Origin of the sequence: Burkholderia sp. Bp8963, from assembly GCF_003854275.1 — a bacterium.
In the GTDB taxonomy this organism is placed as follows: domain Bacteria; phylum Pseudomonadota; class Gammaproteobacteria; order Burkholderiales; family Burkholderiaceae; genus Burkholderia.
Genome location: NZ_QTQP01000014.1, coordinates 133,495 through 157,140 on the forward strand (window position 1 = coordinate 133,495; position 23,646 = coordinate 157,140).

At 67.3% G+C, this 23,646-nt stretch carries 25 protein-coding genes, 1 other RNA gene and 1 pseudogene; 11 read left to right on the plus strand and 16 right to left on the minus strand.

Annotation, left to right across the window (positions count from 1 at the left end; all coding sequences use genetic code 11):
• Positions 1 to 4: 4 nt before the first annotated feature.
• From pyrC to rnpB, 3 genes are all read left to right on the plus strand, one after another.
• The gene (gene pyrC, locus DID96_RS14610) at positions 5 to 1,069 is read left to right on the plus strand and encodes a dihydroorotase (RefSeq protein ID WP_124600011.1); all 1,065 of its coding nucleotides are present in this window, start codon (positions 5 to 7) and stop codon (positions 1,067 to 1,069) included.
• A complete protein-coding gene (locus DID96_RS14615; protein WP_124600012.1) occupies positions 1,066 to 1,950 on the plus strand; it encodes a DUF3025 domain-containing protein in 885 nt (294 codons plus the stop codon). The genes pyrC and DID96_RS14615 overlap by 4 nt, the downstream gene beginning before the upstream one ends.
• A gap of 32 nt (positions 1,951 to 1,982) precedes the next feature.
• Positions 1,983 to 2,394: RNase P RNA component class A (gene rnpB, locus DID96_RS14620), an RNA gene on the plus strand.
• 76 nt (positions 2,395 to 2,470) lie between these two features.
• On the opposite strand, the gene DID96_RS14625 is transcribed toward rnpB, so the two are convergent.
• The 3 genes from DID96_RS14625 to DID96_RS14635 form a co-directional block, all read right to left on the minus strand.
• Positions 2,471 to 2,935: an OsmC family protein gene (locus DID96_RS14625; protein WP_124600013.1), complete on the minus strand. Its 465-nt coding sequence runs from the start codon at positions 2,933 to 2,935 to the stop codon at positions 2,471 to 2,473.
• Positions 2,878 to 3,261, minus strand: coding sequence for a hypothetical protein (locus DID96_RS14630; RefSeq protein WP_124600014.1), 384 nt, complete (start codon positions 3,259 to 3,261; stop codon positions 2,878 to 2,880). Before DID96_RS14630 ends, DID96_RS14625 begins: the two co-directional genes overlap by 58 nt.
• A 94-nt stretch (positions 3,262 to 3,355) precedes the next feature.
• On the minus strand, positions 3,356 to 3,664 hold the full coding sequence (locus tag DID96_RS14635; protein ID WP_124600015.1) for a DUF1090 family protein: 309 nt from the start codon (positions 3,662 to 3,664) through the stop codon (positions 3,356 to 3,358).
• 300 nt (positions 3,665 to 3,964) lie between these two features.
• Here DID96_RS14635 and rplM point away from each other — a divergent pair, with 300 nt between their 5' ends.
• From rplM to erpA, 3 genes are all read left to right on the plus strand, one after another.
• Positions 3,965 to 4,393, plus strand: a complete 429-nt coding sequence (gene rplM, locus DID96_RS14640) for a 50S ribosomal protein L13 (protein WP_009687896.1) — start codon at positions 3,965 to 3,967, stop codon at positions 4,391 to 4,393.
• 11 nt (positions 4,394 to 4,404) lie between these two features.
• On the plus strand, positions 4,405 to 4,797 hold the full coding sequence (rpsI, locus tag DID96_RS14645; protein ID WP_009687897.1) for a 30S ribosomal protein S9: 393 nt from the start codon (positions 4,405 to 4,407) through the stop codon (positions 4,795 to 4,797).
• A 272-nt stretch (positions 4,798 to 5,069) separates the two neighbouring features.
• Positions 5,070 to 5,438 carry an iron-sulfur cluster insertion protein ErpA gene (gene erpA / locus DID96_RS14650; protein ID WP_124600016.1) on the plus strand — a complete coding sequence of 123 codons (369 nt, stop codon included), beginning with the start codon at positions 5,070 to 5,072 and terminating at the stop codon, positions 5,436 to 5,438.
• Between the two features lie 66 nt (positions 5,439 to 5,504).
• On the opposite strand, the gene DID96_RS14655 is transcribed toward erpA, so the two are convergent.
• Positions 5,505 to 6,656: an anhydro-N-acetylmuramic acid kinase gene (locus DID96_RS14655; protein ID WP_124600017.1), complete on the minus strand. Its 1,152-nt coding sequence runs from the start codon at positions 6,654 to 6,656 to the stop codon at positions 5,505 to 5,507.
• Positions 6,657 to 6,797: 141 nt separating this feature from the next.
• Here DID96_RS14655 and tyrS point away from each other — a divergent pair, with 141 nt between their 5' ends.
• From tyrS to DID96_RS14670, 3 genes are read left to right on the plus strand one after another with little or no spacing between them, the layout of a single operon-like run.
• A complete protein-coding gene (gene tyrS / locus DID96_RS14660; RefSeq protein ID WP_124600018.1) occupies positions 6,798 to 8,039 on the plus strand; it encodes a tyrosine--tRNA ligase in 1,242 nt (413 codons plus the stop codon).
• Positions 8,036 to 8,494, plus strand: coding sequence for a D-aminoacyl-tRNA deacylase (dtd, locus tag DID96_RS14665; protein WP_124600019.1), 459 nt, complete (start codon positions 8,036 to 8,038; stop codon positions 8,492 to 8,494). Before tyrS ends, dtd begins: the two co-directional genes overlap by 4 nt.
• A gap of 48 nt (positions 8,495 to 8,542) precedes the next feature.
• A complete protein-coding gene (locus DID96_RS14670; protein ID WP_124600020.1) occupies positions 8,543 to 9,205 on the plus strand; it encodes a histidine phosphatase family protein in 663 nt (220 codons plus the stop codon).
• Positions 9,206 to 9,352: 147 nt separating this feature from the next.
• On the opposite strand, the gene DID96_RS14675 is transcribed toward DID96_RS14670, so the two are convergent.
• The 9 genes from DID96_RS14675 to DID96_RS14715 all read right to left on the minus strand — a co-directional run bounded on the left by DID96_RS14675 (position 9,353) and on the right by DID96_RS14715 (position 18,766).
• Entirely contained in the window at positions 9,353 to 10,309 is a 957-nt protein-coding gene (locus DID96_RS14675; protein WP_124600021.1) for an oxygenase MpaB family protein, read from the minus strand.
• Between the two features lie 25 nt (positions 10,310 to 10,334).
• On the minus strand, positions 10,335 to 11,399 hold the full coding sequence (ruvB, locus tag DID96_RS14680; protein ID WP_124600022.1) for a Holliday junction branch migration DNA helicase RuvB: 1,065 nt from the start codon (positions 11,397 to 11,399) through the stop codon (positions 10,335 to 10,337).
• 108 nt (positions 11,400 to 11,507) lie between these two features.
• Positions 11,508 to 12,089 (minus strand): Holliday junction branch migration protein RuvA, encoded by a 582-nt coding sequence (gene ruvA, locus DID96_RS14685; RefSeq protein WP_124600023.1) that lies wholly within the window; start codon positions 12,087 to 12,089, stop codon positions 11,508 to 11,510.
• 136 nt (positions 12,090 to 12,225) lie between these two features.
• A complete protein-coding gene (ruvC, locus tag DID96_RS14690) occupies positions 12,226 to 12,768 on the minus strand; it encodes a crossover junction endodeoxyribonuclease RuvC (RefSeq protein WP_124600024.1) in 543 nt (180 codons plus the stop codon).
• A 237-nt stretch (positions 12,769 to 13,005) separates the two neighbouring features.
• Positions 13,006 to 14,571, minus strand: coding sequence for a bifunctional phosphoribosylaminoimidazolecarboxamide formyltransferase/IMP cyclohydrolase (purH, locus tag DID96_RS14695; protein WP_124600025.1), 1,566 nt, complete (start codon positions 14,569 to 14,571; stop codon positions 13,006 to 13,008).
• A gap of 44 nt (positions 14,572 to 14,615) precedes the next feature.
• Positions 14,616 to 14,849 carry a Fis family transcriptional regulator gene (locus tag DID96_RS14700; protein WP_006476892.1) on the minus strand — a complete coding sequence of 78 codons (234 nt, stop codon included), beginning with the start codon at positions 14,847 to 14,849 and terminating at the stop codon, positions 14,616 to 14,618.
• Positions 14,846 to 15,916 carry a tRNA dihydrouridine synthase DusB gene (gene dusB, locus DID96_RS14705; protein ID WP_124600026.1) on the minus strand — a complete coding sequence of 357 codons (1,071 nt, stop codon included), beginning with the start codon at positions 15,914 to 15,916 and terminating at the stop codon, positions 14,846 to 14,848. Before dusB ends, DID96_RS14700 begins: the two co-directional genes overlap by 4 nt.
• Positions 15,917 to 16,102: 186 nt before the next feature.
• Entirely contained in the window at positions 16,103 to 17,281 is a 1,179-nt protein-coding gene (locus DID96_RS14710; protein ID WP_124600027.1) for a UbiH/UbiF/VisC/COQ6 family ubiquinone biosynthesis hydroxylase, read from the minus strand.
• Between the two features lie 87 nt (positions 17,282 to 17,368).
• Positions 17,369 to 18,766, minus strand: a complete 1,398-nt coding sequence (locus tag DID96_RS14715; RefSeq protein WP_124600028.1) for an aminopeptidase P N-terminal domain-containing protein — start codon at positions 18,764 to 18,766, stop codon at positions 17,369 to 17,371.
• A 180-nt stretch (positions 18,767 to 18,946) separates the two neighbouring features.
• On the opposite strand from DID96_RS14715, the gene DID96_RS14720 reads away from it, so the two are divergent.
• Positions 18,947 to 19,573, plus strand: a complete 627-nt coding sequence (locus DID96_RS14720) for a glutathione S-transferase family protein (protein WP_124600029.1) — start codon at positions 18,947 to 18,949, stop codon at positions 19,571 to 19,573.
• Between the two features lie 90 nt (positions 19,574 to 19,663).
• Here DID96_RS14720 and DID96_RS14725 read toward each other — a convergent pair whose 3' ends face one another.
• From DID96_RS14725 to DID96_RS14735, 3 genes are all read right to left on the minus strand, one after another.
• The gene (locus DID96_RS14725) at positions 19,664 to 21,283 is read right to left on the minus strand and encodes an FMN-binding glutamate synthase family protein (protein ID WP_124600030.1); all 1,620 of its coding nucleotides are present in this window, start codon (positions 21,281 to 21,283) and stop codon (positions 19,664 to 19,666) included.
• Positions 21,284 to 21,401: 118 nt separating this feature from the next.
• On the minus strand, positions 21,402 to 22,559 hold the full coding sequence (gene mnmA / locus DID96_RS14730) for a tRNA 2-thiouridine(34) synthase MnmA (RefSeq protein ID WP_124600031.1): 1,158 nt from the start codon (positions 22,557 to 22,559) through the stop codon (positions 21,402 to 21,404).
• Positions 22,556 to 23,065, minus strand: a complete 510-nt coding sequence (locus tag DID96_RS14735; protein ID WP_124600032.1) for an NUDIX hydrolase — start codon at positions 23,063 to 23,065, stop codon at positions 22,556 to 22,558. The genes mnmA and DID96_RS14735 overlap by 4 nt, the downstream gene beginning before the upstream one ends.
• A 277-nt stretch (positions 23,066 to 23,342) precedes the next feature.
• Here DID96_RS14735 and DID96_RS14740 point away from each other — a divergent pair.
• Positions 23,343 to 23,646, plus strand: a pseudogene (locus tag DID96_RS14740) (NAD(P)(+) transhydrogenase (Re/Si-specific) subunit alpha); the annotation flags it as partial.

Consider the following 23,646-nt stretch of genomic DNA (forward strand, 5'->3'; position numbering starts at 1 on the left):
TCCTATGACTGCCTCGAACGCATCCTCCCCGGCGACGCTGACGCTCGCCCGTCCCGACGACTGGCACCTGCACGTTCGCGACGGCGACATGCTCGCCGCCGTACTGCCGCACACCGCGCGCCAGTTCGGCCGCGCGATCATCATGCCGAACCTGAAGCCGCCCGTGACGACCACCGAACAGGCGCACGCCTATCGCGAGCGGGTTCTCGCCGCGGTGCCTGCCGACGTGACGTTCGAGCCGCTGATGACGCTGTACCTGACCGACAACACGCCGCCCGACGAGATCCGCCGCGCGCGCGAAAGCGGCTTCGTGCACGGCGTGAAGCTGTACCCGGCCGGCGCGACGACCAACTCGGACCACGGTGTGACCGATCTCGCGAAATGCGCGAGGACGCTCGAGGCGATGCAGGAAACCGGCATGCCGCTGCTCGTGCACGGCGAGGTGACCGACGCGTCGATCGACCTGTTCGACCGCGAGAAAGTGTTCATCGACCGCGTGATGACGCCGCTGCGCCGCGATTTTCCGGGCCTGAAGGTCGTGTTCGAGCACATCACGACGAAGGACGCGGCCGACTACGTGCGTGACGCCGACGCGGCACCAGGCCTGCTCGGCGCGACGATCACCGCGCATCACCTGCTGTACAACCGCAACGCGATCTTCGTCGGCGGGATCCGCCCGCATTACTACTGCCTGCCGGTGCTCAAGCGTGAGACGCACCGCGTCGCGCTCGTCGAGGCGGCGACGTCGGGCAACCCGCGTTTCTTCCTCGGCACCGACAGCGCGCCGCACGCACGCAACGCGAAGGAAGCCGCGTGCGGCTGCGCGGGCTGCTACACGGCGCTGCATGCGCTCGAGCTGTATGCGGAGGCGTTCGACAACGCCGGCGCGCTCGACAAGCTCGAAGGTTTCGCGAGCTTCTTCGGCGCGGACTTCTACGGCCTGCCGCGCAGCAGCGAGACGGTCACGCTGCGCCGCGAACCGTGGGAGCTGCCGCTCGAGATCTTCGCGGGCGACACGCCGGTCGTGCCACTGCGCGCAGGCGAGTCGATCGGCTGGAAGCTCGCGTGAACACGGTGCCGCCGCGCGAGGCCGGCCAGCCGGCCGGCGCCGATGCGGCGGCATTTGTGCGGATCGACTGGTCCGCGCCGTGGCTCGCGGGGTTCGCCGCAACGGGACGCGTTGCGCAGGCCGGCGCGCTCGGCGGCGAAGCCGCGCTGCTCGCCGCGCTGAATGGCGCACTGACTGGCACACTGAATGGCACGACTGGCGGCACGCCGCTCGTCAACGGTCGCGGCGCGCCGCTGCGCTTCGTGCCGCAAGCGGAACTGCCGGCCGGCGTCGCGTACGAGACCCATATCGCCGCAACGGGCGGCGTGCCGACCCGGCACAATCTCCACGATTTCTTCAATGCGCTCGTCTGGTTCGAGTATCCGCGCATCAAGGCAGCGCTGAACGCGCGCCAGGCCGCGGCGATCGACACGGCAGGCGGCGTCGGCCCCGTGCGCGGCTCGTTGCGCGACGCGCTGACGCTGTTCGACGAGAATGCCGCGCTGTTCGTGACGGCCGATCCGGCACTCGCCGACGCGCTGCGCGGCTTCGACTGGCGTGCGCTGCTGGTGGCCGCGCGCGACGCATGGGGCGCGCGTTGCGAGGTGCGGCTCGTCGGGCACGCGCTGCTCGAGAAACTCGTCGCGCCGTACAAGTCCTGCACCGCGCACGCGTGGATCGTCGAAGTGAGCAACGACTATTTTTCGTGGCCGGCCGCGCGGCGGGCTGCGCACGTCGATGCGCAGGTCGCGCAGCTGCTCGCGACGCGAGACCTGACGAGCCGCGACTTCTCGCCGCTGCCGGTGCTGGGCGTGCCGGGCTGGTGCGCGGCCAACGCCGATCCGTCGTTCTACGACGATCCGGCGGTATTTCGCAGCGGGCGGCGCGCACGGACGGTGTGACGCGCGGCGCACAGTGCTAGAATGCGCGTCGCAAAGCAGGCCAGGCAGTCGCGGCCCCGCCGCCTTCGGGCAGGCGGGGGCGAGGAAAGTCCGGACTCCACAGGGCAGGGTGATGGCTAACGGCCATCCGTGGCGACACGCGGAACAGGGCAACAGAAAGCAAACCGCCGATGGCCCGGCGCAAGCCGGGATCAGGTAAGGGTGAAACGGTGCGGTAAGAGCGCACCGCGGCGACGGCGACGTTCGCCGGCACGGTAACCTCCACCCGGAGCAATTCCAAGTAGGCAGGCGCGCATTTTCGGATGCAGGACGGGGCCCCCGTCTCGTCTGCGGGTAGGAAGCTTGAGCGCGTCAGCAATGGCGCGCCTAGAGGAATGGCTGCCACGCGCCGCGCGCTACGGCGTGCAGCGTGCACAGAATCCGGCTTATCGGCCTGCTTTGCCGTTCGAATGCAAAAGAAGGGCCGGCGTCTCGTTGCGAGACGCCGGCCCTTTTTTCATGTGCGCGACGGAATGCGGGGTCAGGCCGCGACGATGTCGAACGAGTGCGTGAGCTCGGCCGTCTTCGCGATCATGATCGACGCGGAGCAGTACTTGTCGTGCGACAGGTTGATCGCGCGCTCGACCGTGGCCGGGTTCAGGTTGCGGCCCGTGACGGTGAAGTGGAAGTGGATCTTCGTGAAGACCTTCGGATCTTCGCTTGCGCGCTCGGCCTTCAGCGTGACCGAGCAGCCGGTAACGTCCTGGCGGCTTTTCTTCAGGATCAGCACGACGTCGTAGGCGGTGCAGCCGCCGGTGCCGACCAGCACCATCTCCATCGGTCGCGCTGCCAGATTGTGGCCGCCGCCTTCCGGTGCGCCGTCCATTGCGACGAGGTGCCCGCTTCCGGTCTGGGCGGCAAATGCCATGCCGTCCTGTCCCAACCAGCTTACTTTGCATTCCATGCTTGCGCTCCAGCGTTGCCTGATTCGAATTCGAACCGGCATTGTAGCCCGCGACGCAACGGTCGGCTGATGCGCTGCACGATGTCGGCCGGCGGGTGCCGACATACCGCGTGGGGCGGATGGGGCGGCGCCATAAACCCGCCGCTTTTTAGGGGTTTTACTCTATTGGTGAGCTTGGCGGATTCATCATCGGAGAACGCAAGGTATTGATTTTTAGAATGAAATCCGATGCGCCGCGCCGATTCAAAAAATTTCGTATCGTGGTGTACGATTTCGTAATGCAAATTTTCTTGTGCTGTCGGGCAGGGGTTCGTATAATCCGTCTCATTGGTTGTCGCGCTGCGACAACCTCCGAATGTCTCCTCCACCCTCCTCCAATGGTGGATTAAGCCCGAACCAGTCGTTCGGGCTTTTTTTCGTCCTGCGCAAGGATCGACGCGCGAAATGCGCGTCGCGTGACCGCTATGCGGGTTGCCGGCCGGCAGTCTGCGCGGCCGTGCCTGATGCCGCGCCGCGTGGATGCGGTGGCGGTGGCGGTGCGTGAACGGCAGATGCATGGCCGTGGCGCCGCGAGCAGAAATGCCGGACCCGTTCGCGCACGGCGCGCAGGCGGGCGATGCGGTCTTCGGCGTGGCTTTCGCGGGCCGCGGCGATCCGCGCGTCGAGCGTCTCGATCTTGGTGTTGCAGTCGGCCGCGTCGGCCGCGACGGGTGTGGCGGCGCCGACCAGCAGGGCGGCCGCGAAGAAGGGCGTGAGTCGTGGCTTCATCATGTTTGTTGTTCTCCTGTCCGGTGCGCGCAGGTGGTGACGCTGCGCACCGATGCGTGCCCCCGGGCGCTCGGATTCGTCCGGTTTTAACGGGGCACGACCGGATTTTCGCCGATTTCGCGCGCGCCGCGCAGCGAGGCGCGGATTCTCTTTGACCGCGGTGTGTCATTTCCTTTATAATTCAGGGCTTTTCCGCATTCATGCCCACGGAAAAAGAACAGGGAGAGCCTGCACCGCGCCTCGAAGCGCACCTACACAAGCAGGAAAGAACACATCGGGCAAAGCATTTTTTTTGGATCGATCATGAAGACGTTTTCCGCAAAAGCCCATGAGGTGACGCGCGAATGGTACGTGATTGACGCGACGGATAAGGTTCTCGGCCGTGTTGCCAGCGAAGTGGCACGCCGTCTGCGCGGCAAGCACAAGCCTGAGTTCACCCCGCACGTCGACACTGGTGATTTCATCATCATCATCAACGCGAGCAAGTTGAAGGTCACGGGCAACAAGACTCTGGACAAGAAGTACTACCGTCACTCGGGCTACCCGGGCGGTATCTATGAAACGACGTTCGGCAAGATGCAGGAACGCTTCCCGGGCCGCGCGCTCGAGAAGGCGGTCAAGGGCATGCTGCCGAAGGGCCCGCTCGGCTACGCGATGATCAAGAAGCTGAAGGTCTACGCTGAAGCGACGCATCCGCACTCGGCTCAACAGCCGAAGGCGCTCGAGATCTAAGGGGAGCCCACATGATCGGTAACTGGAATTACGGTACGGGCCGCCGCAAGAGCGCAGTCGCTCGTGTCTTCATCAAGGCTGGCAAGGGCGACATCATCGTCAACGGCAAGCCTATCGCTGACTACTTCTCGCGCGAAACGTCGCTGATGATCGTGCGTCAACCGCTGGAACTCACGAACCACGGCCAGACGTTCGACATCAAGGTGAACGTGACGGGTGGCGGCGAAACGGGTCAGGCAGGCGCAGTGCGTCACGGCATCACCCGCGCGCTGATCGACTACGACGCAACGCTGAAGCCGTCGCTGTCGAACGCGGGCTTCGTCACGCGCGATGCACGTGAAGTCGAGCGTAAGAAGGTTGGTCTGCGCAAGGCACGCCGCGCAAAGCAGTTCTCGAAGCGTTAAGCGCTTTACGGTCGTGCGCCGCTTCCGGCGGCGCCTGCCGGAAAAAACCGCCAGCTTTCATGCTGGCGGTTTTTTTATGCGCGTCCGGTTCGCCGTTGCGTGTGTACAGGGCGGTCGCATGTGCTGGCCGGCCCAGGGCGGGCACCCACGCCGGTCGCCCACGCCGGTCGCCCGGTTTGACGAAATCGACAAGAACCTGTTGATTTCATGGACTTCAGCACGATATTGAGATCGGCCCTACAATAGCGACTAAAGCTTTTTGGAGAGTTCGCATGAACGCTGTTACCGAATCCGCAGCAACGACCGAAATGCCGGCGCCGTTCGTCTTTACCGATGCGGCGGCCGAGAAGGTCAAGCAATTGATCGACGAAGAAGGCAACCCCGACCTGAAGCTGCGCGTGTTCGTGCAAGGCGGCGGCTGCTCGGGCTTCCAGTATGGCTTCACGTTCGACGAGGAAGTCAACGAGGACGACACCGTGATGAACAAGCACGGCGTCCAGCTGTTGATCGACTCGATGAGCTACCAGTATCTGGTCGGCGCAGAAATCGACTACAAGGACGACCTGAACGGTGCGCAGTTCGTGATCAAGAATCCGAACGCCACGACCACCTGCGGGTGCGGTTCGTCGTTCTCGGTCTGAGCGGTATGCTCGAATGAAAAACGGGGCTTCATGCCCCGTTTTTTGTGCCTGCCTGTTGCACGCCTGCTAACGCGGATAGAGCGCTCCGAGCACTCGGTCGCCGGCTGCGCCCGTGACCGACGCGAGATTGCCGGGCTCGCGCGCGGCGAAGCGGCGCGCGAGCCACGCGAATGCCAGCGCTTCGACCTGCTGCGGCGGCACGCCGAGCGTAGCGGTGGTGTCGACCGCCGCGCGCACGCCGCGCTCACGCAGCGCGTTGCCTAGCGCGTCGAGCAGCACCGGGTTGCGAGCGCCGCCGCCGCACGCGTAGACCGCGCTGCAGTCGGGCGCGTGGCGCGCGATCTCGCGGGCGATCGATACGGCGGTGAGCGCCGTGAGCGTCGCCTGCACGTCTTCCGGCGTCACGTGGGCGAACGCGGCGAGCTTCGCGTCCAGCCACGCCGGGTTGAACAGGTCGCGCCCCGTGCTTTTCGGCGGCTGCGCATCGAAGTACGGCTCATCGAGCAATGCATCGAGAAGCGGGGCATCGACGGTGCCGCGCGCCGCGAACTTGCCGCCGTCATCGTACGGCTTGCCGAGATGGCGGGCCGCCCACGCGTCGATCAGCGCATTGGCCGGGCCGCAGTCGAAGCCGCGCACGACGCTGCCGCCTTCGCCGGGCAGGATCGTGATGTTGCTGATGCCGCCGAGATTGCAGACGACGCGCGTCTCGCCCGGTGCGCCGAACACGGTCGCGTGGAATGCCGGCACGAGCGGCGCGCCCTGGCCGCCCGCGGCGACGTCGCGGCTGCGGAAATCGGCAATCACGTCGATGTGCGTGAGCTCGGCGAGCAGTGCCCCATTGTTGATCTGCCGCGTGTAGCCACGCTCGGGGCGGTGCCGCACCGTCTGGCCGTGCACGCCGATCGCGCACACCTGGTCGGGCGCAAGCCCCGCTGTGCGTTGCAGTTCGTGACAGCACACCGCATAGCGGGCCGCGAGCGCATTGGCCGCGAGTGCTTCGCGCTCGATCTCGTCATCGCCCGGCTGCTGCAGCGCGAACAATGCGTCGCGCAGCGACTGCGCAAACCCGACGAACGCCTCGGCGAGCACCGCCGGCGGCTTGCCGGCCTCGAAGCGCACGGCGACGCCGTCGACGCCGTCCATGCTCGTTCCCGACATCAACCCGAAATAAACGCCGTCGGCCGGATGGCCGGATGGCGGGCGTCTTGGCGGCACTTGATCCCTCCCGAATCGTGCGGCGCCGGCCGTTGCCGCGCGCCTTGCGCCAGATTATCCGCGCAACCGTGGCCGCCGTTAAGCGACGCGCGCGCAAGTTATGGGAAAATCCTTCTTTTTGCGACCTTCCTCCTGGCACCGATGAGCACCGAACCCAGTTCCAAGCCTGTTTTCCCGATCACCGACGAAGTCCGGCATGCGCTCGCCGTCACGAAGCGCGGCGTCGACGAACTGCTGATCGAGGAAGAGTTCGCGCAGAAGCTCGCGAAGAGCGCGGCCACGGGCAAGCCGCTTCGCATCAAGCTCGGCCTCGATCCGACCGCACCGGACATCCACATCGGCCACACGGTCGTGCTGAACAAGATGCGCCAGTTGCAGGACCTCGGCCATACGGTGATCTTCCTGATCGGCGATTTCACGTCGCTGATCGGCGATCCGTCCGGCCGCAACGCAACGCGCCCGCCGCTCACGCGCGAGCAGATCGAGGCGAACGCGAAGACCTATTTCGAGCAGGCCGCGCTGGTGCTCGACCGCGACAAGACCGAGATCCGCTACAACAGCGAATGGTCGATGCCGCTCGGCGCGGACGGGATGATCAAGCTCGCGTCGCGCTACACGGTCGCGCGGATTCTCGAGCGCGAGGATTTCACGAAGCGCTTCCAGGGCGGCGTGCCGATCTCGATCCACGAATTCCTGTACCCGCTGATGCAGGGCTACGATTCGGTCGCGCTGAACGCCGATCTCGAACTGGGCGGCACCGACCAGAAGTTCAACCTGCTCGTCGGCCGCGAACTGCAGAAGCAGTACGGCCAGGAACAGCAGTGCATCCTGACGATGCCGCTGCTCGAAGGCCTCGACGGCGTCGAGAAGATGTCGAAGTCGAAGGGCAACTACGTCGGCATCAGCGAGAAGCCGACCGACATGTTCGGCAAGCTGATGAGCATCTCGGACACGCTGATGTGGCGTTACTTCGAGTTGCTGTCGTTCCGCAGCATGGACGAGATCGTCGGCTTCCGCCGCGAGGCCGAAGCGGGCCGCAACCCGCGCGACTTCAAGGTGCTGCTTGCGCAGGAAATCGTCGCGCGCTTCCATTCGCAGGTGGACGCCGAGCGCGCGCTCGAGGACTTCAACCACCGCGCGAAGGGCGGCGTGCCGGACGATATCCCGTCGGTGACGCTCGCGGGCGCGCCGCTCGCGATCGGCCAGTTGCTGAAGCAGGCGGGCCTCGTGCCGTCGACGAGCGAAGCGCTGCGCAACATCGACCAGAGCGGCGTGAAGATCGACGGTGCGACCGTGTCGGACAAGGGCCTCAAGGTCGACGCGGGCGAGTATGTCGTGCAGGTCGGCAAGCGCCGCTTCGCGCGCGTGACGCTGACCGCATGATCGCGCTGATCCAGCGCGTGAAGCGCGCCGACGTGCGCGTCGGCGAGCGCGTGACGGGCGAGATCGGCGCGGGCCTGCTCGCGCTCGTCTGCGCGGAGCGCGGCGACACCGAAGCGGCGGCGGACAAGCTGCTCGCGAAGATGCTCGGTTACCGCGTGTTCAGCGATGCGGCCGGCAAGATGAACCTGCCGGTGTCGAACATCGATGGCGAAGGGGGCGCGGGCGGTCTGCTGCTCGTGTCGCAGTTCACGCTGGCCGCCGACACGAACAGCGGCCTGCGGCCGAGCTTCACGCCCGCGGCGCCGCCCGACGAGGGCGAGCGCCTGTTCGACTACTTCGTCGCCGCGGCGCGTACGCGCCATCCGCTCGTCGCGACGGGCGAATTCGGCGCCGATATGCAGGTCTCGCTCGTCAACGACGGGCCCGTGACGTTCTGGCTGCAAGTGCGGCCCTGATTTTTGCCCTGATATTTGGCCCTGATTCTTTCCGGGAGCGCCGTCGCGATGGCTACCATGCAGATTCTCTTCATCCGTCATGGCGAGACGGCCTGGAACCGCATCAAGCGCATCCAGGGCCACATCGACATTCCGCTGGCCGACACGGGCGTCGCGCAGGCGCAGCGGCTGGCCGCGCGTCTTGCTCGCGACGCGCGCGACGGTGCGCGGATCGACGCGATCTATTCGAGCGACCTGATGCGGGCGCAGCAGACCGCGCAGCCGGCCGCCGATGCGCTCGGCCTGCCGCTCGTGCTGCGCGAAGGCTTGCGCGAGCGTGCATACGGCATCTTCCAGGGCCATGACAGCACCGAGATCGAGGCGCGCTTTCCGGACGCGTATGCCGCCTGGCAGACGCGCGATCCGGGCTTCGAACCCGAAGGCGGCGAATCGCAGCGCGCGTTCTATCACCGGGTGCTGCATGCGCTCGAGCCGATCGTCGCCGCGCATTCGGGCGGCCGGATCGCGTGCGTCGCGCACGGCGGCGTGCTCGATTGCGTGTACCGGTTCGCGAACGGGCTCGATCTCGATGCGCCGCGCAACTATCAGCTGCTCAACACGAGCATCAATGTGGTCGACTACGTGGACGGGCGCGCGAGTGTCGTGCACTGGGCCGACATCTCGCATCTGAACGAGGCGAGCGACGACGACGGCTACAGCAAGGTGTTGTAGGCGTTGGCGGCGGGCGTTGCCGACGCTGTCGCCGTAGTGGCGCGGAGCATGCGCTGCGGCGCGGAGCAAGCACTTGCCACCCGGGTTGACGCGCGCCGGAGCCGGTGTCATCGGCAGCGGCGAACACCGTAGACGGCGCACCGCGCGTCAGCCGCCTTGCTCTTCCGAATGCAATGGACCGTGCGCTGTCGCCCGACGACGCGCACGCTTCGATGCGCCGTTGACGAGCGCCCAGCGCAACACTGGCGCGACCGCGCGCACGCCAGGCCGGACGACCGCGCGCCGCAACGGCGCGAACGCCGAAACACCGAGCATGCGCTGCGCCCAGGGCGGCAGCAGATCGATGCCCGCGTGCATCACGAGCGTCGCGGCGGGCCGCATCGCGGGCCGCGCGACGGGCGCGTTCAACAGGATCCGCATCACCTCGAACGTGCGCGGCCCGGCCTCGAGCTCGGGCCGCATGCGCGCCAGATACGCGGCGATCTCGGCACGCGAACGGGGTACGTCTCGTGCACCGAGCATCTCGGCGATCCGCGCCGTTTCTTCGTAATAGCGATCCTGCAGGTCGCCCGGCAATGCCGGGTTCACGTAGCGCAGATGCGCGGCGAGAAAGCTCGATACCTCCGCGACGTGCACCCAGGTCAGCAGCGCCGGATCGTCGGCGCGGTACGGCCGTCCGTCGGGCGCGGTGCCGTGCACCTTCGCGTGAATCGCCTTCACGCGCTCGATCAGCGCGAGTGCATCCGCGCGATTGCCGAACGTGGTGCCGGAGATGAATGTCGCGGTGCGCCGCAGCCGCCCGAGGATGTCGGTGCGAAACGACGAATGATCCCACACGCCGGCGAGCGCGAGCGGATGCAGCGCCTGAAGCAGCAGTGCGGAAATGCCGCCCGTCATCATCGACGTGAAGTCCGCGTGCACGCGCCAGCAGACCGCGTCGGGGCCGAACAGGCCCGGATCGCCGGGCGGCGACGAGAAGTCGAGCGACGGGCCGCTGCCCGTCGTCAGATGCGTAACGCCGGCCACGAGCCGCTTGCGGATCGGTTCGAGCCAGCGCGGGTGTGACGCAGGCGCGCCGGGGGGCGGGTTGATGGGCGTCGTCATCGCTTGCGCGGCGCCGAGCGGGCGGTCATGGCCCGTCGGGCATCTCCCACGAGTTGCGTGCCGGGCCGGCGTCGGGCGCCGCGAGCCCAAAGTGGCGGTAGGTCAGCAGCGTCGCCACGCGCCCGCGCGGCGTGCGCTGCAGGAAGCCCTGCTGGATCAGATACGGTTCGAGGACGTCCTCGATCGTGTCGCGTTCCTCGCCGATCGCCGCGGCAAGGTTGTCGATGCCGACCGGGCCGCCGTCGAACTTGTGCAGGATCGCTTCGAGCAGCTTGCGGTCCATCAGGTCGAAGCCGACCGGATCGACGTCGAGCATCGCGAGCGCCGCATCGGCGACGGCCGCCGTGATGTTGCCGTCCGCCTTCACCTCCGCGTAATCGCGCACGCGGCGCAACAGCCGGTTCGCGATCCGCGGCGTGCCGCGCGAGCGCTTTGCGATCTCGAGCGCCCCGTTCGGATCGATCTGCGCGTTGAGCAGCGATGCCGAGCGGCGCACGATGCGCGACAGCTGCTCCGCGTTGTAGAACTCGAGGCGCGCGACGATCCCGAAACGGTCGCGCAGCGGGTTGGTCAGCATCCCGGCGCGGGTGGTCGCGCCGACGAGCGTGAACGGCTGCAGGTCGAGCTTCACGCTGCGCGCGGCCGGACCTTCGCCGATCATGATGTCGATCTGGTAATCCTCGAGTGCCGGATACAGGATTTCCTCGACGACGGGCGACAGCCGGTGGATTTCGTCGATGAACAGCACGTCGTTCGCTTCGAGGTTCGTCAGCAGCGCCGCGAGATCGCCCGCGCGCTCAAGCACCGGGCCCGACGTCTGGCGCAGGTTGACGCCCATTTCGCGCGCGATGATGTGCGCGAGCGTGGTCTTGCCGAGACCGGGCGGGCCGAACAGCAGCACGTGGTCGAGCGGCTCGGCGCGACGCTTGGCGGCCTCGATGAAGATCTCGAGCTGCGCGCGCACCTTTTCCTGGCCGACGTATTCGTCGAGCTGGCGCGGCCGCAGCGCGCGTTCGAACACCTCCTCGTGCGACGAGGCGGGCGTGGCGGCGATGATCCGCTCGGTGGCGAGTTTGTCGGTTTCAATCATGCGGCCATTGTACCGCGCGGCGCTGCGCGGCAAACCTGGCCGAACGGCCGACTGGCGCGCCGCATGCGGCGGCGCGACACTGCATCGGACGCGTGGCTCGCGTGAACGTTACGCCTTCGACAGCGCCTTGAGCGCGAGCTTGATGCCTTCGGATATGCCGGTGCCGGCCGGCACGTTCTTGATCGCGGCAAGGCCTTCCTTCTCGGAATAACCGAGCGCGAGCAGCGCGTTGAGGATGTCGGTCGCGTGGTCGGACGGCGACGCGGCGCCGGCGAGCGTGCCGAGGTCGGCGCCGAGCTTGCCCTTCAGTTCCAGCAGCAGGCGTTCGGCCGTTTTCTTGCCGATGCCGGGCAGGCGGGTCAGCCGGGCGGCGTCCTGCATCGTCACGGCCTGCGCGAGCTCCTGCACGCTCATGCCGGACAGCACGGCGAGCGCCATGCGCGCGCCGATGCCGGTGATCTTCAGCAGCTCGCGGAAGGTCGTGCGTTCCTGTGCAGTCAGGAAGCCGTACAGCAGGTGCGCGTCCTCGCGGACGATCTGCTGCGTGAGCAGCACGACCCGTTCGCCGGACTGCGGCAGGTTGTAGAACGTGCTCATCGGCACGTCGATTTCATAGCCGACGCCGCTGCAATCGACGAGCAGGTGAGGCGGGTTCTTTTCGAGGAGGATGCCGGCGATGCGACCGATCATGGATTCAGCGAGGCGAGGAAGAAAGCGCGAGTGTAGCGCACGCGCGGTGGAAAGCCGATGGCCGGGCCGAACATGTAGCGGCGTGCGGGGCGGCGCGCGCCGCTTCGCCGCGCACCGCGAGCGGGGCGAAGCGGCGTCAGCCGACGAGCCGGCCGCGCCGCACGCGCAGCCCTTTCTTCGCGAGTGCCGGCGCGAGGCCGCCGAGCGTGCTGAGCGTATTGCCGCCGTGCGCATGGCAGATCGCCATGCCGAGCGCGTCGGCGGCGTCGCTGCCGGGCTGCCCGGACAGGCTCAGCAGCCGCGTGACCATCTCCTGCATCTGCGCCTTGGTCGCGCGGCCGTAGCCGACGACGGCCTGCTTGAGCTGCAGCGCCGTGTACTCGGCGACCGGCAGCCCGCCCGACACGAGGCCGCAGATCGCGGCGCCGCGCGCCTGGCCGAGCAGCAGTGTCGATTGCGGGTTCACGTTGACGAACACTTTTTCGATCGCGGACTGGTCGGGCGCGTGTTCGCGGATCAGCGTCGATACGCCGTCGTAGATCGTGCCGAGCCGCGTCGCGAGGTCCGCCGTCGACGTGCGGATCACGCCGCTCGCGACGTAGGCGAGGTGGTGGCCGTGGACGTCGATGATGCCGAAGCCGGTGACGCGCAGGCCAGGGTCGATGCCGATAATTCGCATGGTGAAGAGGAATGCTGGATGCAGCGATACTACAACGAATGCCGTGGCGCGCCTTCCGGTCGGCGCGTGATCACGCCGATTGCCGGCCTGCGATGTGCGTTGACGTCGATCGCGCAACGCGCAATGCGTGACGCACATCGCCCGGCGCCCGGCGCCCGGCTCCGCGCAATAAAAAACCCGGCGGGTGCGATGCCGCCGGGCCTTCGTGTCGCGGCCGCGCGGGCCGCATGCAGTCGATCAGTGACGGAAGTGGCGCACGCCCGTCAGGATCATCGCGATGTTGTGCTCGTCGGCCGCCGCGATCACTTCGTCGTCGCGCACCGAGCCGCCCGGCTGGATCACGCAGGTCGCGCCGGCTGCCACGACGACGTCGAGGCCGTCGCGGAACGGGAAGAACGCATCCGACGCGACCGCCGAACCGGCGAGCGTGAGGCCCGCGTTCTGTGCCTTGATGCTCGCGATGCGTGCCGAGTCGACGCGGCTCATCTGGCCCGCGCCGACGCCGAGCGTCATGCCGTTGCCGCAGAACACGATCGCGTTCGACTTCACGTACTTCGCGACGCGCCATGCGAACAGCAGGTCGTCCATTTCCTTCGGCGTCGGGTGGCGCTTCGTGACGACGCGCAGTTCATGCGGCTGCACGTTCTTCGCATCGAGCGATTGCACGAGCAGGCCGCCGCCGACGCGCTTCAGGTCGAATGCGTTATGGCCAACGCCCAGCGCGATCTCGAGCAGGCGCACGTTCTGCTTCGCGGCGAACACCTGCTTCGCGGCGTCGCTGAACGACGGCGCGATCAGCACTTCGACGAACTGCTTCGCGACAGCTTGCGCGGCCGCTTCGTCGACTTCGCGGTTGAACGCGATGATGCCGCCGAACGCCGACGTCGGGTCGGTCTGGAACGCCTTTGCGTACGCGTCGGCCGAATCATTGCCGACCGCAACGCCGCACGGGTTCGCGTGCTTGATGATCACGCAGGCCGGCGCGTCGAACGTCTTCACGCATTCCCAAGCCGCGTCCGAATCGGCGATGTTGTTGTACGACAGTTCCTTGCCCTGCAGCTGGCGGTAGTTCGCGAGCGCGCCGGCGGGCGTCGCGATGTCGCGGTAGAACGCGGCGGTCTGGTGCGGGTTCTCGCCGTAGCGCAGGTCCTGCACCTTGTCGAACGCGAGGTTCAGCGTGGCCGGGTACGGGTTGCGCGACGCGTGCTTCAGCTCGTCGGTCAGGCTCGTCAGGTAGTTCGTGATCGCGCCGTCGTATTGCGCGGTGTGCGCGAACACCTTCGTCGCGAGACGGAAGTTGGTCGCATAGCCGACCGTGTTGCCGTTCGCCTTCATTTCGTCGAGCACGACCGCGTAGTCGGCCGGATCGACGACGACCGTCACGTCGCGGTGGTTCTTCGCGGCCGAGCGCAGCATCGTCGGGCCGCCGATGTCGATGTTCTCGATCGCGTCGGCGAGCGTGCAGTCGTCCTTCGCGATCGTCGCGACGAACGGATACAGGTTCACGACGAGCAGGTCGATCGTCGGGATGCCGTGCTGCTCGAGCGCCTGCATGTGCTCCGGCAGGTCGCGGCGGGCGAGGATGCCGCCGTGCACCTTCGGATGCAGCGTCTTCACGCGCCCATCGAGCATTTCCGGGAAGCCCGTGTAGTCGGCCACTTCGGTAACGGGCAGGCCCGCGTCGGCGAGCAGTTTCGCGGTGCCGCCTGTCGACAGCAGCTTGACGCCGAGGTCAGACAGCGACTTCGCGAAGTCGACGATGCCGGTCTTGTCGGAAACGGAAATGAGCGCTTGCTTGATCATGATGGAACCACCAATAGCCAGGGAAACGGGGACGGGACGGCTGCCTACAGCAGGCCGTGCTGCTGCAGCTTCTTGCGCAGCGTGTTGCGGTTGATGCCGAGGTACTCCGCGGCGAGCGACTGGTTGCCGCCGGCCTGTACGAGCACGACCTCGAGCATCGGCTTTTCGACGCAGGACATCACCATTTCATAGACGTCGTGCGGATTGGAGCCGTCTAGATCCCGGAAATACACGTCCAGGCTCTCGCGGACACATTGTTCGATGTTGTGCTTGCTCATGCTGCTAACTGGTTATGATCGTCCGCCTCGCGCTGGCCGTGCTCGTCTTCGTCCTCGTCGACGTAGACGAGGTGATCGGACAGCGCCTTTTGCGCCTCGAAGAACGCATTGACGGCGGCGAGCTGCTCGCGGGTGGAATCGAGCGTGTTCATCCGGTGCCGGAACCCGTTGGCTCCGGAAAGGCCGCGAGTGTACCAGCCGATGTGCTTGCGCGCAGTACGGACTCCCGTGAATTCTCCGTAGAACGCGTAGTGGTCCTCCAGATGCTCGTTCATCACCTGCTGGATCTCGTCGATCAGCGGGGGCGGCAGCAGCTCGCCAGTTTGCAGGAAATGATCGATTTCACGGAACAGCCACGGCCGACCTTGCGCAGCGCGACCGATCATCAGCGCGTCGGCGCCCGTCGCGTCGAGCACCGCCTTCGCCTTCTGCGGCGACGTGATGTCGCCGTTCGCGACGACCGGAATGCCGATCGCCGCCTTCACGGCCGCGATCGTGTCGTATTCGGCGTCGCCGCGGTACAGGTCGGCGCGCGTGCGGCCGTGCACGGTGAGCATCGAGATGCCGGCGGCTTCGGCGAGGCGCGCGACGGTGATCGCGTTCTTGTGCTCGCGGTCCCAGCCGGTGCGGATCTTCAGCGTGACGGGCACGGCATCCGGGCCGGTGCCGACCGCGCCGACGACCGCCTCAACGATCTGCTGCACGAGCGGCTCGTTCTGCAGCAGCGCGGAGCCGGCCGCGACGTTGCAGACTTTCTTCGCCGGGCAGCCCATGTTGATGTCGATGATCTGCGCGCCGTTGTCGACGTTGTAGCGGGCGGCTTCGGCCATCATCGCCGGATCGGCGCCGGCGATCTGCACGGCGATCGGCTCGACTTCGCCTTCGTGGTTCGCGCGCCGCATCGTCTTGGCGCTTTTCCACAACTGCGCGTTCGATGCCACCATTTCGGACACGGCGTAGCCGGCCCCCAGCCGTTTGCACAGCTGGCGGAACGGACGATCCGTCACGCCCGCCATCGGGGCGACGAACAGGTTGTTACGCAATACGTGAGAGCCGATAACGGGCATCGCAATGGCACCGCCCGCGACCAGCGCGGGCTCGAAAAGGGCGGAGGGAAAACGCGCATTTTACCGTATTCCCTCGCCATGCCGATTTGACCCGGTTTGTGTGACGCGTCGCGCGCGTCGCCGCCGTCCCTGTGCATGCGGCGAGACGTGTGTCAGATGCGGTGCCAGATGCGGTGTCGGATGGCGTCAGCTGCGCTGGCCGAACATCATCTGACGCGCGATCGCCGTCTTGAGCGGCGGCACGAACTCGAGCGCGGTGAGCGCCGCGCCGCGCAGCAGCGCGAGCGGCGCCGATTCGATCGTGAAGAGCCGCGCGAGCGTGTCGGTCGCGCCGATCGTGAGCCGGCGGTCGAGCGCGCGCCGCGCGTTGAAAGTTGCGAGTGCGGCCGGTTCGGCGCCGTGCGTGGACAGCGCGTCGACGAGCGTATGCGCGTCGCGCAGGCCGAGGTTGAGCCCTTGGCCCGCGACCGGATGCAGCGTCTGCGCGGCGTTGCCGACGATCGCGGTGCGCCGGTCGACGAGGGTCTGCGCGGCGTTGAGCCCGAGCGGGAACGACGCGCGCCCGGCGATCGCGACGAAGCGGCCCATGCGTTCGCCGAACGCGACGCCGAGCTCGCGCAGGAACGCATCGTCGGCCAGCGCCGCGCGCCGCTCGGCATCGGCGGGCGCGCAGCACCACACGAGCGCGTAGTCGGCGCCGCCGAGCGGCAGCAGCGCGAGCGGCCCTTCGTGCGTGAAGCGTTCCCACGCGACGTTCGGACGCGGCGCGGCAACCGTCACAGTGCCGACGAGCGCGGTCTGGCCGTAGTCGCGTCTATGGTTGCCGGTGTCGGCCTGCTGTTCATGGAACAGCCCGCCTTCGGCATTGACGACGACGCGCGCGCGCAGCGTGCGTTCGCCCTGCGGGCCGTCGAGCGTCAGTGTGACGCCGTCGGCGTCCTGCTGCGGCGCGCGCGCGGACGTCGACGTGAGCCATTCGACGCGCGTGCGGCGGACTGCGCCAGCAAGTGCCTGCACGAGCGAGCCGTAGCGCACGACATAGCCGAGCGCGGCGAGGTCGTGTTCGTCGCGATCGATCAGCGTGCGGCCGAAATGGCCGCGCTGCGATACGTGAATGTGTTCGATCGGCGTCGCGTCGGCGGGCCACGCGAGCGTGTCGAGCAGCACGTGGCTGCCGTGCGACACCGCGATCGCGCGCGGATCGTTCGCGCTCGCGGCGGGTTCGCGCGCGTCGATCAGTGCGATCGACCACTGCTGCGTCGCGCTGCGTCGCGCGAGCCAGCCGGCCAGCGCGAGCCCGACGGGGCCCGCGCCGACGATGGCGATGTCATGGAGCGGCGTGGCCGGAGAGGAATCGGTCGTCATCGAAAATCGTGAAACGGATGAAACAGACGGAACAGACGGAACAGGCGGAACAGGCGGAACAGACGGAACAAGCGGGGCGCCGCACGTTCACGCGCCGTGCGCCGCGCCCGCACGCATCAGCGCCTCGATCTCGGCGGCCGCGACGGGCACGTCGCGCGTGATCAGCTCGCAGCCTTGCTCGCGCACGATCGCGTCGTCCTCGATGCGGATGCCGATGTTCCAGTATTCGGGCGGCACGTCGTCGGCGGCGCGCACGTACAGCCCCGGCTCGACGGTCAGCGTCATGCCGGCCTTCAGCGTGCGCCACGGCAGCGCGCCGTTGCCGTCGCGCGCGGCGAGCCGTTCGCGGTAGTCGCCGCAGTCGTGCACGTCCATGCCGATCCAGTGGCCCGTGCGGTGCATGTAGAAGCGCGCGTACGCCCGTTCGGCGATCACGTCGTCGACGTTCGAGAAGCGCGCTTTCGGGATGATGCCGGTGTCGAGCAGGCCCTGCGCGAGCACGCGCACCGCGGCATCGTGCGGCGCCTCGAACGGCACGCCTGCGCGCGTCGTGTCGATCGCCGCCTGCTGCGCGGCGAGCACGATGTCGTACAGCGCGCGCTGCGGCGCCGAGAAGCGCCCGCTGGCCGGGAACGTTCGGGTGATGTCCGATGCGTAGCCGTCGAGTTCGCAGGCCGCGTCGATCAGGATCAGGTCGCCGTCCTGCGCAACCGCGTTGCCGGCCGGGTAGTGCAGCACGCATGCGTTCGCGCCGGCAGCGACGATCGACCCGTACGCGGGCGACTGCGCGCCATGCTTGCGGAACGTGTAGAGCAGCTCGGCCTCGAGTTCGTACTCGCGCACGCCGGGCCGGCACACCTGCATCGCGCGGCGATGCGCGAGTGCCGAGATGTGCGCGGCGCGCATCATGATCGCGAGCTCGTGTACGTCCTTGACGAGCCGCATGTCGTCGAGCAGCGGCGTGAGGTCGAGCATCGCGTCCGGCGCGGCGACGCCCGTGCGCGCCTGCGCCCGCACCGCGTCGAGCCAGCGGTCGAGCTGGCGGTCGAACTCGGCGGACGCGCCGAACCGGTAATGCACGGTGCCGGCGTCGGCGAGGAGCCGCGGCATCTCGGTGTCGAGCACGTCGACGGCGAACGCCGCGTCGAAGCCGAACGCATCGCGCGCGGCCTCGGGGCCGTAGTGGAAGCCTTCCCAGATTTCGCGGTCGGCGTTCTTCCCGCGGCAGAACAGCAGCGATTGCGGCGCGCCGTGCGGCGCGGACGCGTTCAGCACGAGCACCGCGTCCGGCTCGGCGAAGCCCGTCAGGTAATGGAAGTAGCTGTCGTGGCGGTACGGGTAGCCCGTATCGCGGTTGCGCAGCACTTCGGGCGCAGTGGGGACGATGGCGACGCCGCCGCCCGCGGCGCGCAGTGCGGCAAGCACGCGTTCACGGCGCTGGCGGTAGACGTCGACGGCGATGGCGGTTTCGTGGGGCGCATTCATCGTGCGATTGTAGCGCCGCCGGGCGCGGTGCGTGAGTGGAGGCCGAAAGGGGCGCGCAAGCAGGCCGGCGCGGCTGTTGCAAACCATCCACAGGCCGGACGGGCGATTGTCTACCGACTGTCGCTCGCCGGTTATGATCGACGACAACGTATACTCTCGGCGGTTCCCCAACAAAGGCAGATGATGAAATTAATCGGTTCGCTCAGCAGCCCGTACGTCCGTAAGACGCGAATCGTGCTTGCTGAAAAGAAAATCGACTACAAGCTGGAGCTCGAGAACGTCTGGGCGCCGGACACGAACATTCATGCCTCGAACCCGCTCGGCAAGGTGCCGTGCCTCGTGATGGAAGATGGCGCCGCGGTGTTCGACTCCCGCGTGATCTGCGAATACGTCGACACGCTGTCGCCGGTCGGCAAGCTGATTCCGCCGTCCGGCCGCGAGCGTGTCGAGGTGCGCTGCTGGGAGGCGCTGTGCGACGGTGCGCTCGACGCATCGGTCGCGATCCGCCTCGAGCACATGCTGCGCGAGGAACAGCACCGCAGCGCGAGCTGGATCGCGCGCCATCAGCGCAAGATCGACGACGCGCTCGTCGCGATGTCTCAGGGCCTCGGTGGCAAGACCTGGTGCGTCGGTAATCATTACTCGCTCGCCGACATCGCGCTCGGCTGCGCGCTCGGCTACTTCGACTTCCGGATGCCCGAGCTGAACTGGCGCGACCGCCACCCGAACCTCGACAAGCATTTCGCGAAGCTGATGCAACGGCAGTCGTTCGTCGACACGGTGCCGCAGGACGTCGCGCCGCAGTGATGACGCGGGCGTCGCCGCCGACGCATTCCGCAGATGAAAAACGCGCCCCGACGGGCGCGTTTTTCATGGTGACTTGCAAGGCCAACGCCGTCACTCGATCGACGTATAGACGGCGTCGCCGAGCGTGAACGAATCGCTGCGTGCGAGCGGCCACCATTTGTCGTACAGCGAGTAGCCGCACAGGTTGCCGCCGAGCAGCGCGCCCGGTTTAAGGTACTTCAGCAACTGCGACATCAGCCGGACCTCGTGCGGCGCGATGCGCTGCACGATGTGATGCGCGCGCAGCTCGGACGGATGCGACAGGCCGGCCGCCTGCACGAGCTCCTGCAGCGCGTGCAGCGTATTGCGGTGGAAGTTGTACACGCGATCGGCCTTGTCCGGCACGACGAGCGCGCGCTGGCGCACGGGGTCCTGCGTCGCGACGCCGGTCGGGCAGCGCCCGGTGTGGCAGGTCTGCGCCTGGATGCAGCCAACCGCGAACATGAAGCCGCGCGCCGAGTTCACCCAGTCGGCACCGATCGCGAGCGTGCGCGCGGCGTCGAACGCGGTGATGATCTTGCCGCTCGCGCCGAGCTTCACGCGGTCGCGCACGCCGATGCCGACGAGCGTGTTGTGCACGAGCAGCAGCCCTTCCTGCAGCGGCACGCCGACGTGGTCGGTGAATTCGAGCGGCGCGGCGCCCGTGCCGCCTTCCGCGCCGTCGACGACGATGAAGTCCGGCACGATGCCGGTCTCGAGCATCGCCTTCGCGATCCCGAAGAGCTCCCACGGATGGCCGACGCACAGCTTGAAGCCGGTCGGCTTGCCGCCCGACAGCGTGCGCAGCCGCTCGACGAATTCGAGCAGGCCGCGCGGCGTCGAGAATTCCGAGTGCGTCGCGGGCGAGATGCAGTCGCGGCCCATCGGCACGCCGCGCGTCTCGGCGATCTCGGGCGTGATCTTCGCGGCCGGCAGCACGCCGCCGTGGCCGGGCTTCGCGCCCTGCGACAGCTTGACCTCGATCATCTTCACCTGCGGATCGGCCGCCTGCTTCGCGAACTTGTCGGGGTTGAACGTGCCGTCGTCGTTGCGGCAGCCGAAGTAGCCGGACGCGATTTCCCAGATGATGTCGCCGCCATGCTCACGGTGGTATTTCGACAGCGAGCCTTCGCCCGTGTCGTGCGCGAAACCGCCTTTCTTCGCGCCGAGGTTCAGCGAGCGGATCGCGTTCGCGGACAGCGAGCCGAAGCTCATTGCCGAGATGTTGAAGATCGAGATGTCGTACGGCTGCGCGCGGCTCGCGCCGACGCGGATGCGGAAATCGTGGTTCGGCAGCTTGGTCGGCGCGAGCGAATGGCTGATCCATTCGTGCGCGACCGCCTTCACGTTCAGCTCGGTGCCGTACGGGCGGTTGTCGCCGACGTTCTTCGCGCGCTGGTAGACGAGGCTGCGCTGCGCGCGCGAAAACGGTTTTTCGTCGGTGTCGTCCTCGACGAAGTACTGGCGAATTTCAGGTCGGATGAATTCGAACAGGAAGCGCAGGTGGCCCCACAGCGGGTAGTTGCGCAGGATCGCGTGGCGGTCCTGGTTGAGGTCGTAGAGGCCGAGCGCGACGAGGGCCGCGGGGATCGCGAGCCACAGCCAGGAGAGCACATGGACCGAGGCGAGTGCGGCCAGCGCGGCCAGCAGCAGGACGGCGCACCACATCGCCAGATAGCGTCTTGAAAACATGGGGACTCCGTAATACGTTCGAAAGGCCGCCATGCGTACGCTGCGCGGCGGCGCGCCGGCCTGGCGGAAAGCGTGTCCCGCCGGGCGCGGCGTGCCGCAAGTCTAAACCGAATGCGTGTCAGCGTGCTTCGACGAGCGCCGGCGCGCCGGATTGCGCGGGCGAGCTGGTGTCCGGCTGGCCAGGCTGGCCGGTCGCCGCGAACTCGATGATGCCGCCGCCGAGGCAGATTTCGCCGTCGTACAGCACCGCCGACTGGCCGGGCGTGACGGCCCATTGCGCGTCGTCGAAGGTGAGCGAGAAGCGCTCGCCGTCCACCCTTGCGAACGTGCAGCCCGCGTCGGCCTGCCGGTAGCGGGTCTTCGCGCCGCACGCAAAGCCGTCTGCCGGCGGCTCGCCGGCGGTCCAGCTGACGTTGCCGGCGACGAGCTGCCGCGACAGCAGCCACGGATGGTCGTGGCCCTGCACGACGTACAGCGTGTTCGACGCGATGTCCTTCGCGGCGACGAACCACGGCTCGCCGCTGCCGTCCTTGCTGCCGCCGAGGCCGATGCCCTTGCGCTGGCCGAACGTGTAGAACGCGAGGCCGATGTGCTCGCCGACCGTCTTGCCGTCGGGCGTCTTCATCGGGCCGGGTTTCGTCGGCAGATAACGGTTCAGGAAATCGCGGAACGGCCGCTCGCCGATGAAGCAGATGCCCGTCGAATCCTTCTTCTTCGCGTTCGGCAGGCCGATCTGCGCGGCGATCTCGCGCACCTTCGTCTTCGGGATCTCGCCGAGCGGGAACATCGTCTTCGACAGCTGCGCCTGGTTCAGCCGGTGCAGGAAATACGACTGGTCTTTCGTATGATCGAATGCCTTCAGCAGTTCGAAGCGGCCATCGCGCTCGCGCACGCGCGCGTAGTGGCCGGTCGCGATCGTTTCCGCGCCGAGCGTCATCGCGTGATCGAGGAACGCCTTGAACTTGATCTCGGCGTTGCACAGCACGTCCGGGTTCGGCGTGCGGCCTGCCGAGTATTCGCGCAGGAACTCGGCGAACACGCGGTCCTTGTATTCGGCGGCGAAGTTGACGGCCTCGACGTCGATGCCGATCAGGTCGGCGACCGACACGACGTCGATCCAGTCCTGGCGCGTCGAGCAGTATTCGCCGTCGTCGTCGTCTTCCCAGTTCTTCATGAACAGGCCGACGACGTCGTAGCCCTGTTCCTTCAGCAGCCACGCGGTCACCGACGAATCGACGCCGCCCGACATGCCCACTACCACACGGCGCTTGCTCATTTGCCCACCACCTGACGATCGAACGCATCCGGCCGTGGCGCGACCGAATGCGTATGGACGAAATCGAGCGGAATGCGCCGCCCGGCGAGATAGTCGTCGACGCCGCGCATCACCGCCGGCGAACGGTGGCGCTCGCTGCACGCGCGCAGCTCGTCGGCCGTCATCCACAGCGTGCGGACGATGCCGTCGTCGAGCGGGTGCCCGGCGAGCGGCTCGCCGGCCGTGCCGCAGAACGTGAAGCGCAGATAGGTCGCACCGGCGTTGCCAGGGCGTTCGTAGTGCGCGAGATACACGCCGACGAGCGCGGCGGGTTCGAACGGATGCGCGGTTTCCTCGAGCGTCTCGCGAATCACCGCGTCGGCGAGCGATTCGCCGGCTTCGAGATGGCCGGCCGGCTGATTGATGCGCAGGCCCGTCGAAGTTTCTTCCTCGATCATGAGGAAGCGGCCGGCACGCTCGACGAGCGCCGCGACGGTCACATGCGGGGTCCAGATTTCGGGTTTCATGGGTGGGCATTTTACCGGTTGCGCCCGGACGCTGCCCGCCATAGCGCAATGGACGTTCCGACCCCTTATGTCGTCCGGGCTGGCGACGCGCGCTTGTCGAATGTTGCATTGCAGCAATACCGCGCGATCGTGCGTAAAGCGCTGGCGCGGCCACGGCTTTCGGTTAAAGTGAAACGTAACCGCCGTTGCTCGTGAGCCGGTCTGTCAGCCTGTCCGGCTCGCCGTTGCAGTAAGAATCGAAAGAAAGAAATACTGACAATGACTGGGGGAACCGACGATGCATATCGGAGTGCCTGCTGAAACGCGCGCAAACGAGGCGCGCGTGGCCGCGACGCCGGAGACCGTCAAGAAATACGCGAGCGCCGGCCACCACGTGAGCGTCGCGAAGGGGGCCGGCACCGCCGCCAGCTATCCCGACGACGCGTACGCGGCCGCCGGCGCCGAATTGACCGAGCAGTCGGCTGCGTTTGCCGCCGACATCGTGCTGAAGGTGCAAGCGCCGACGGATGCCGAAATGGCGTCGCTGAAACGCGGCTCGGTGCTGATCGGGATGCTCGAGCCGTTCAACACGGAACAGGCGG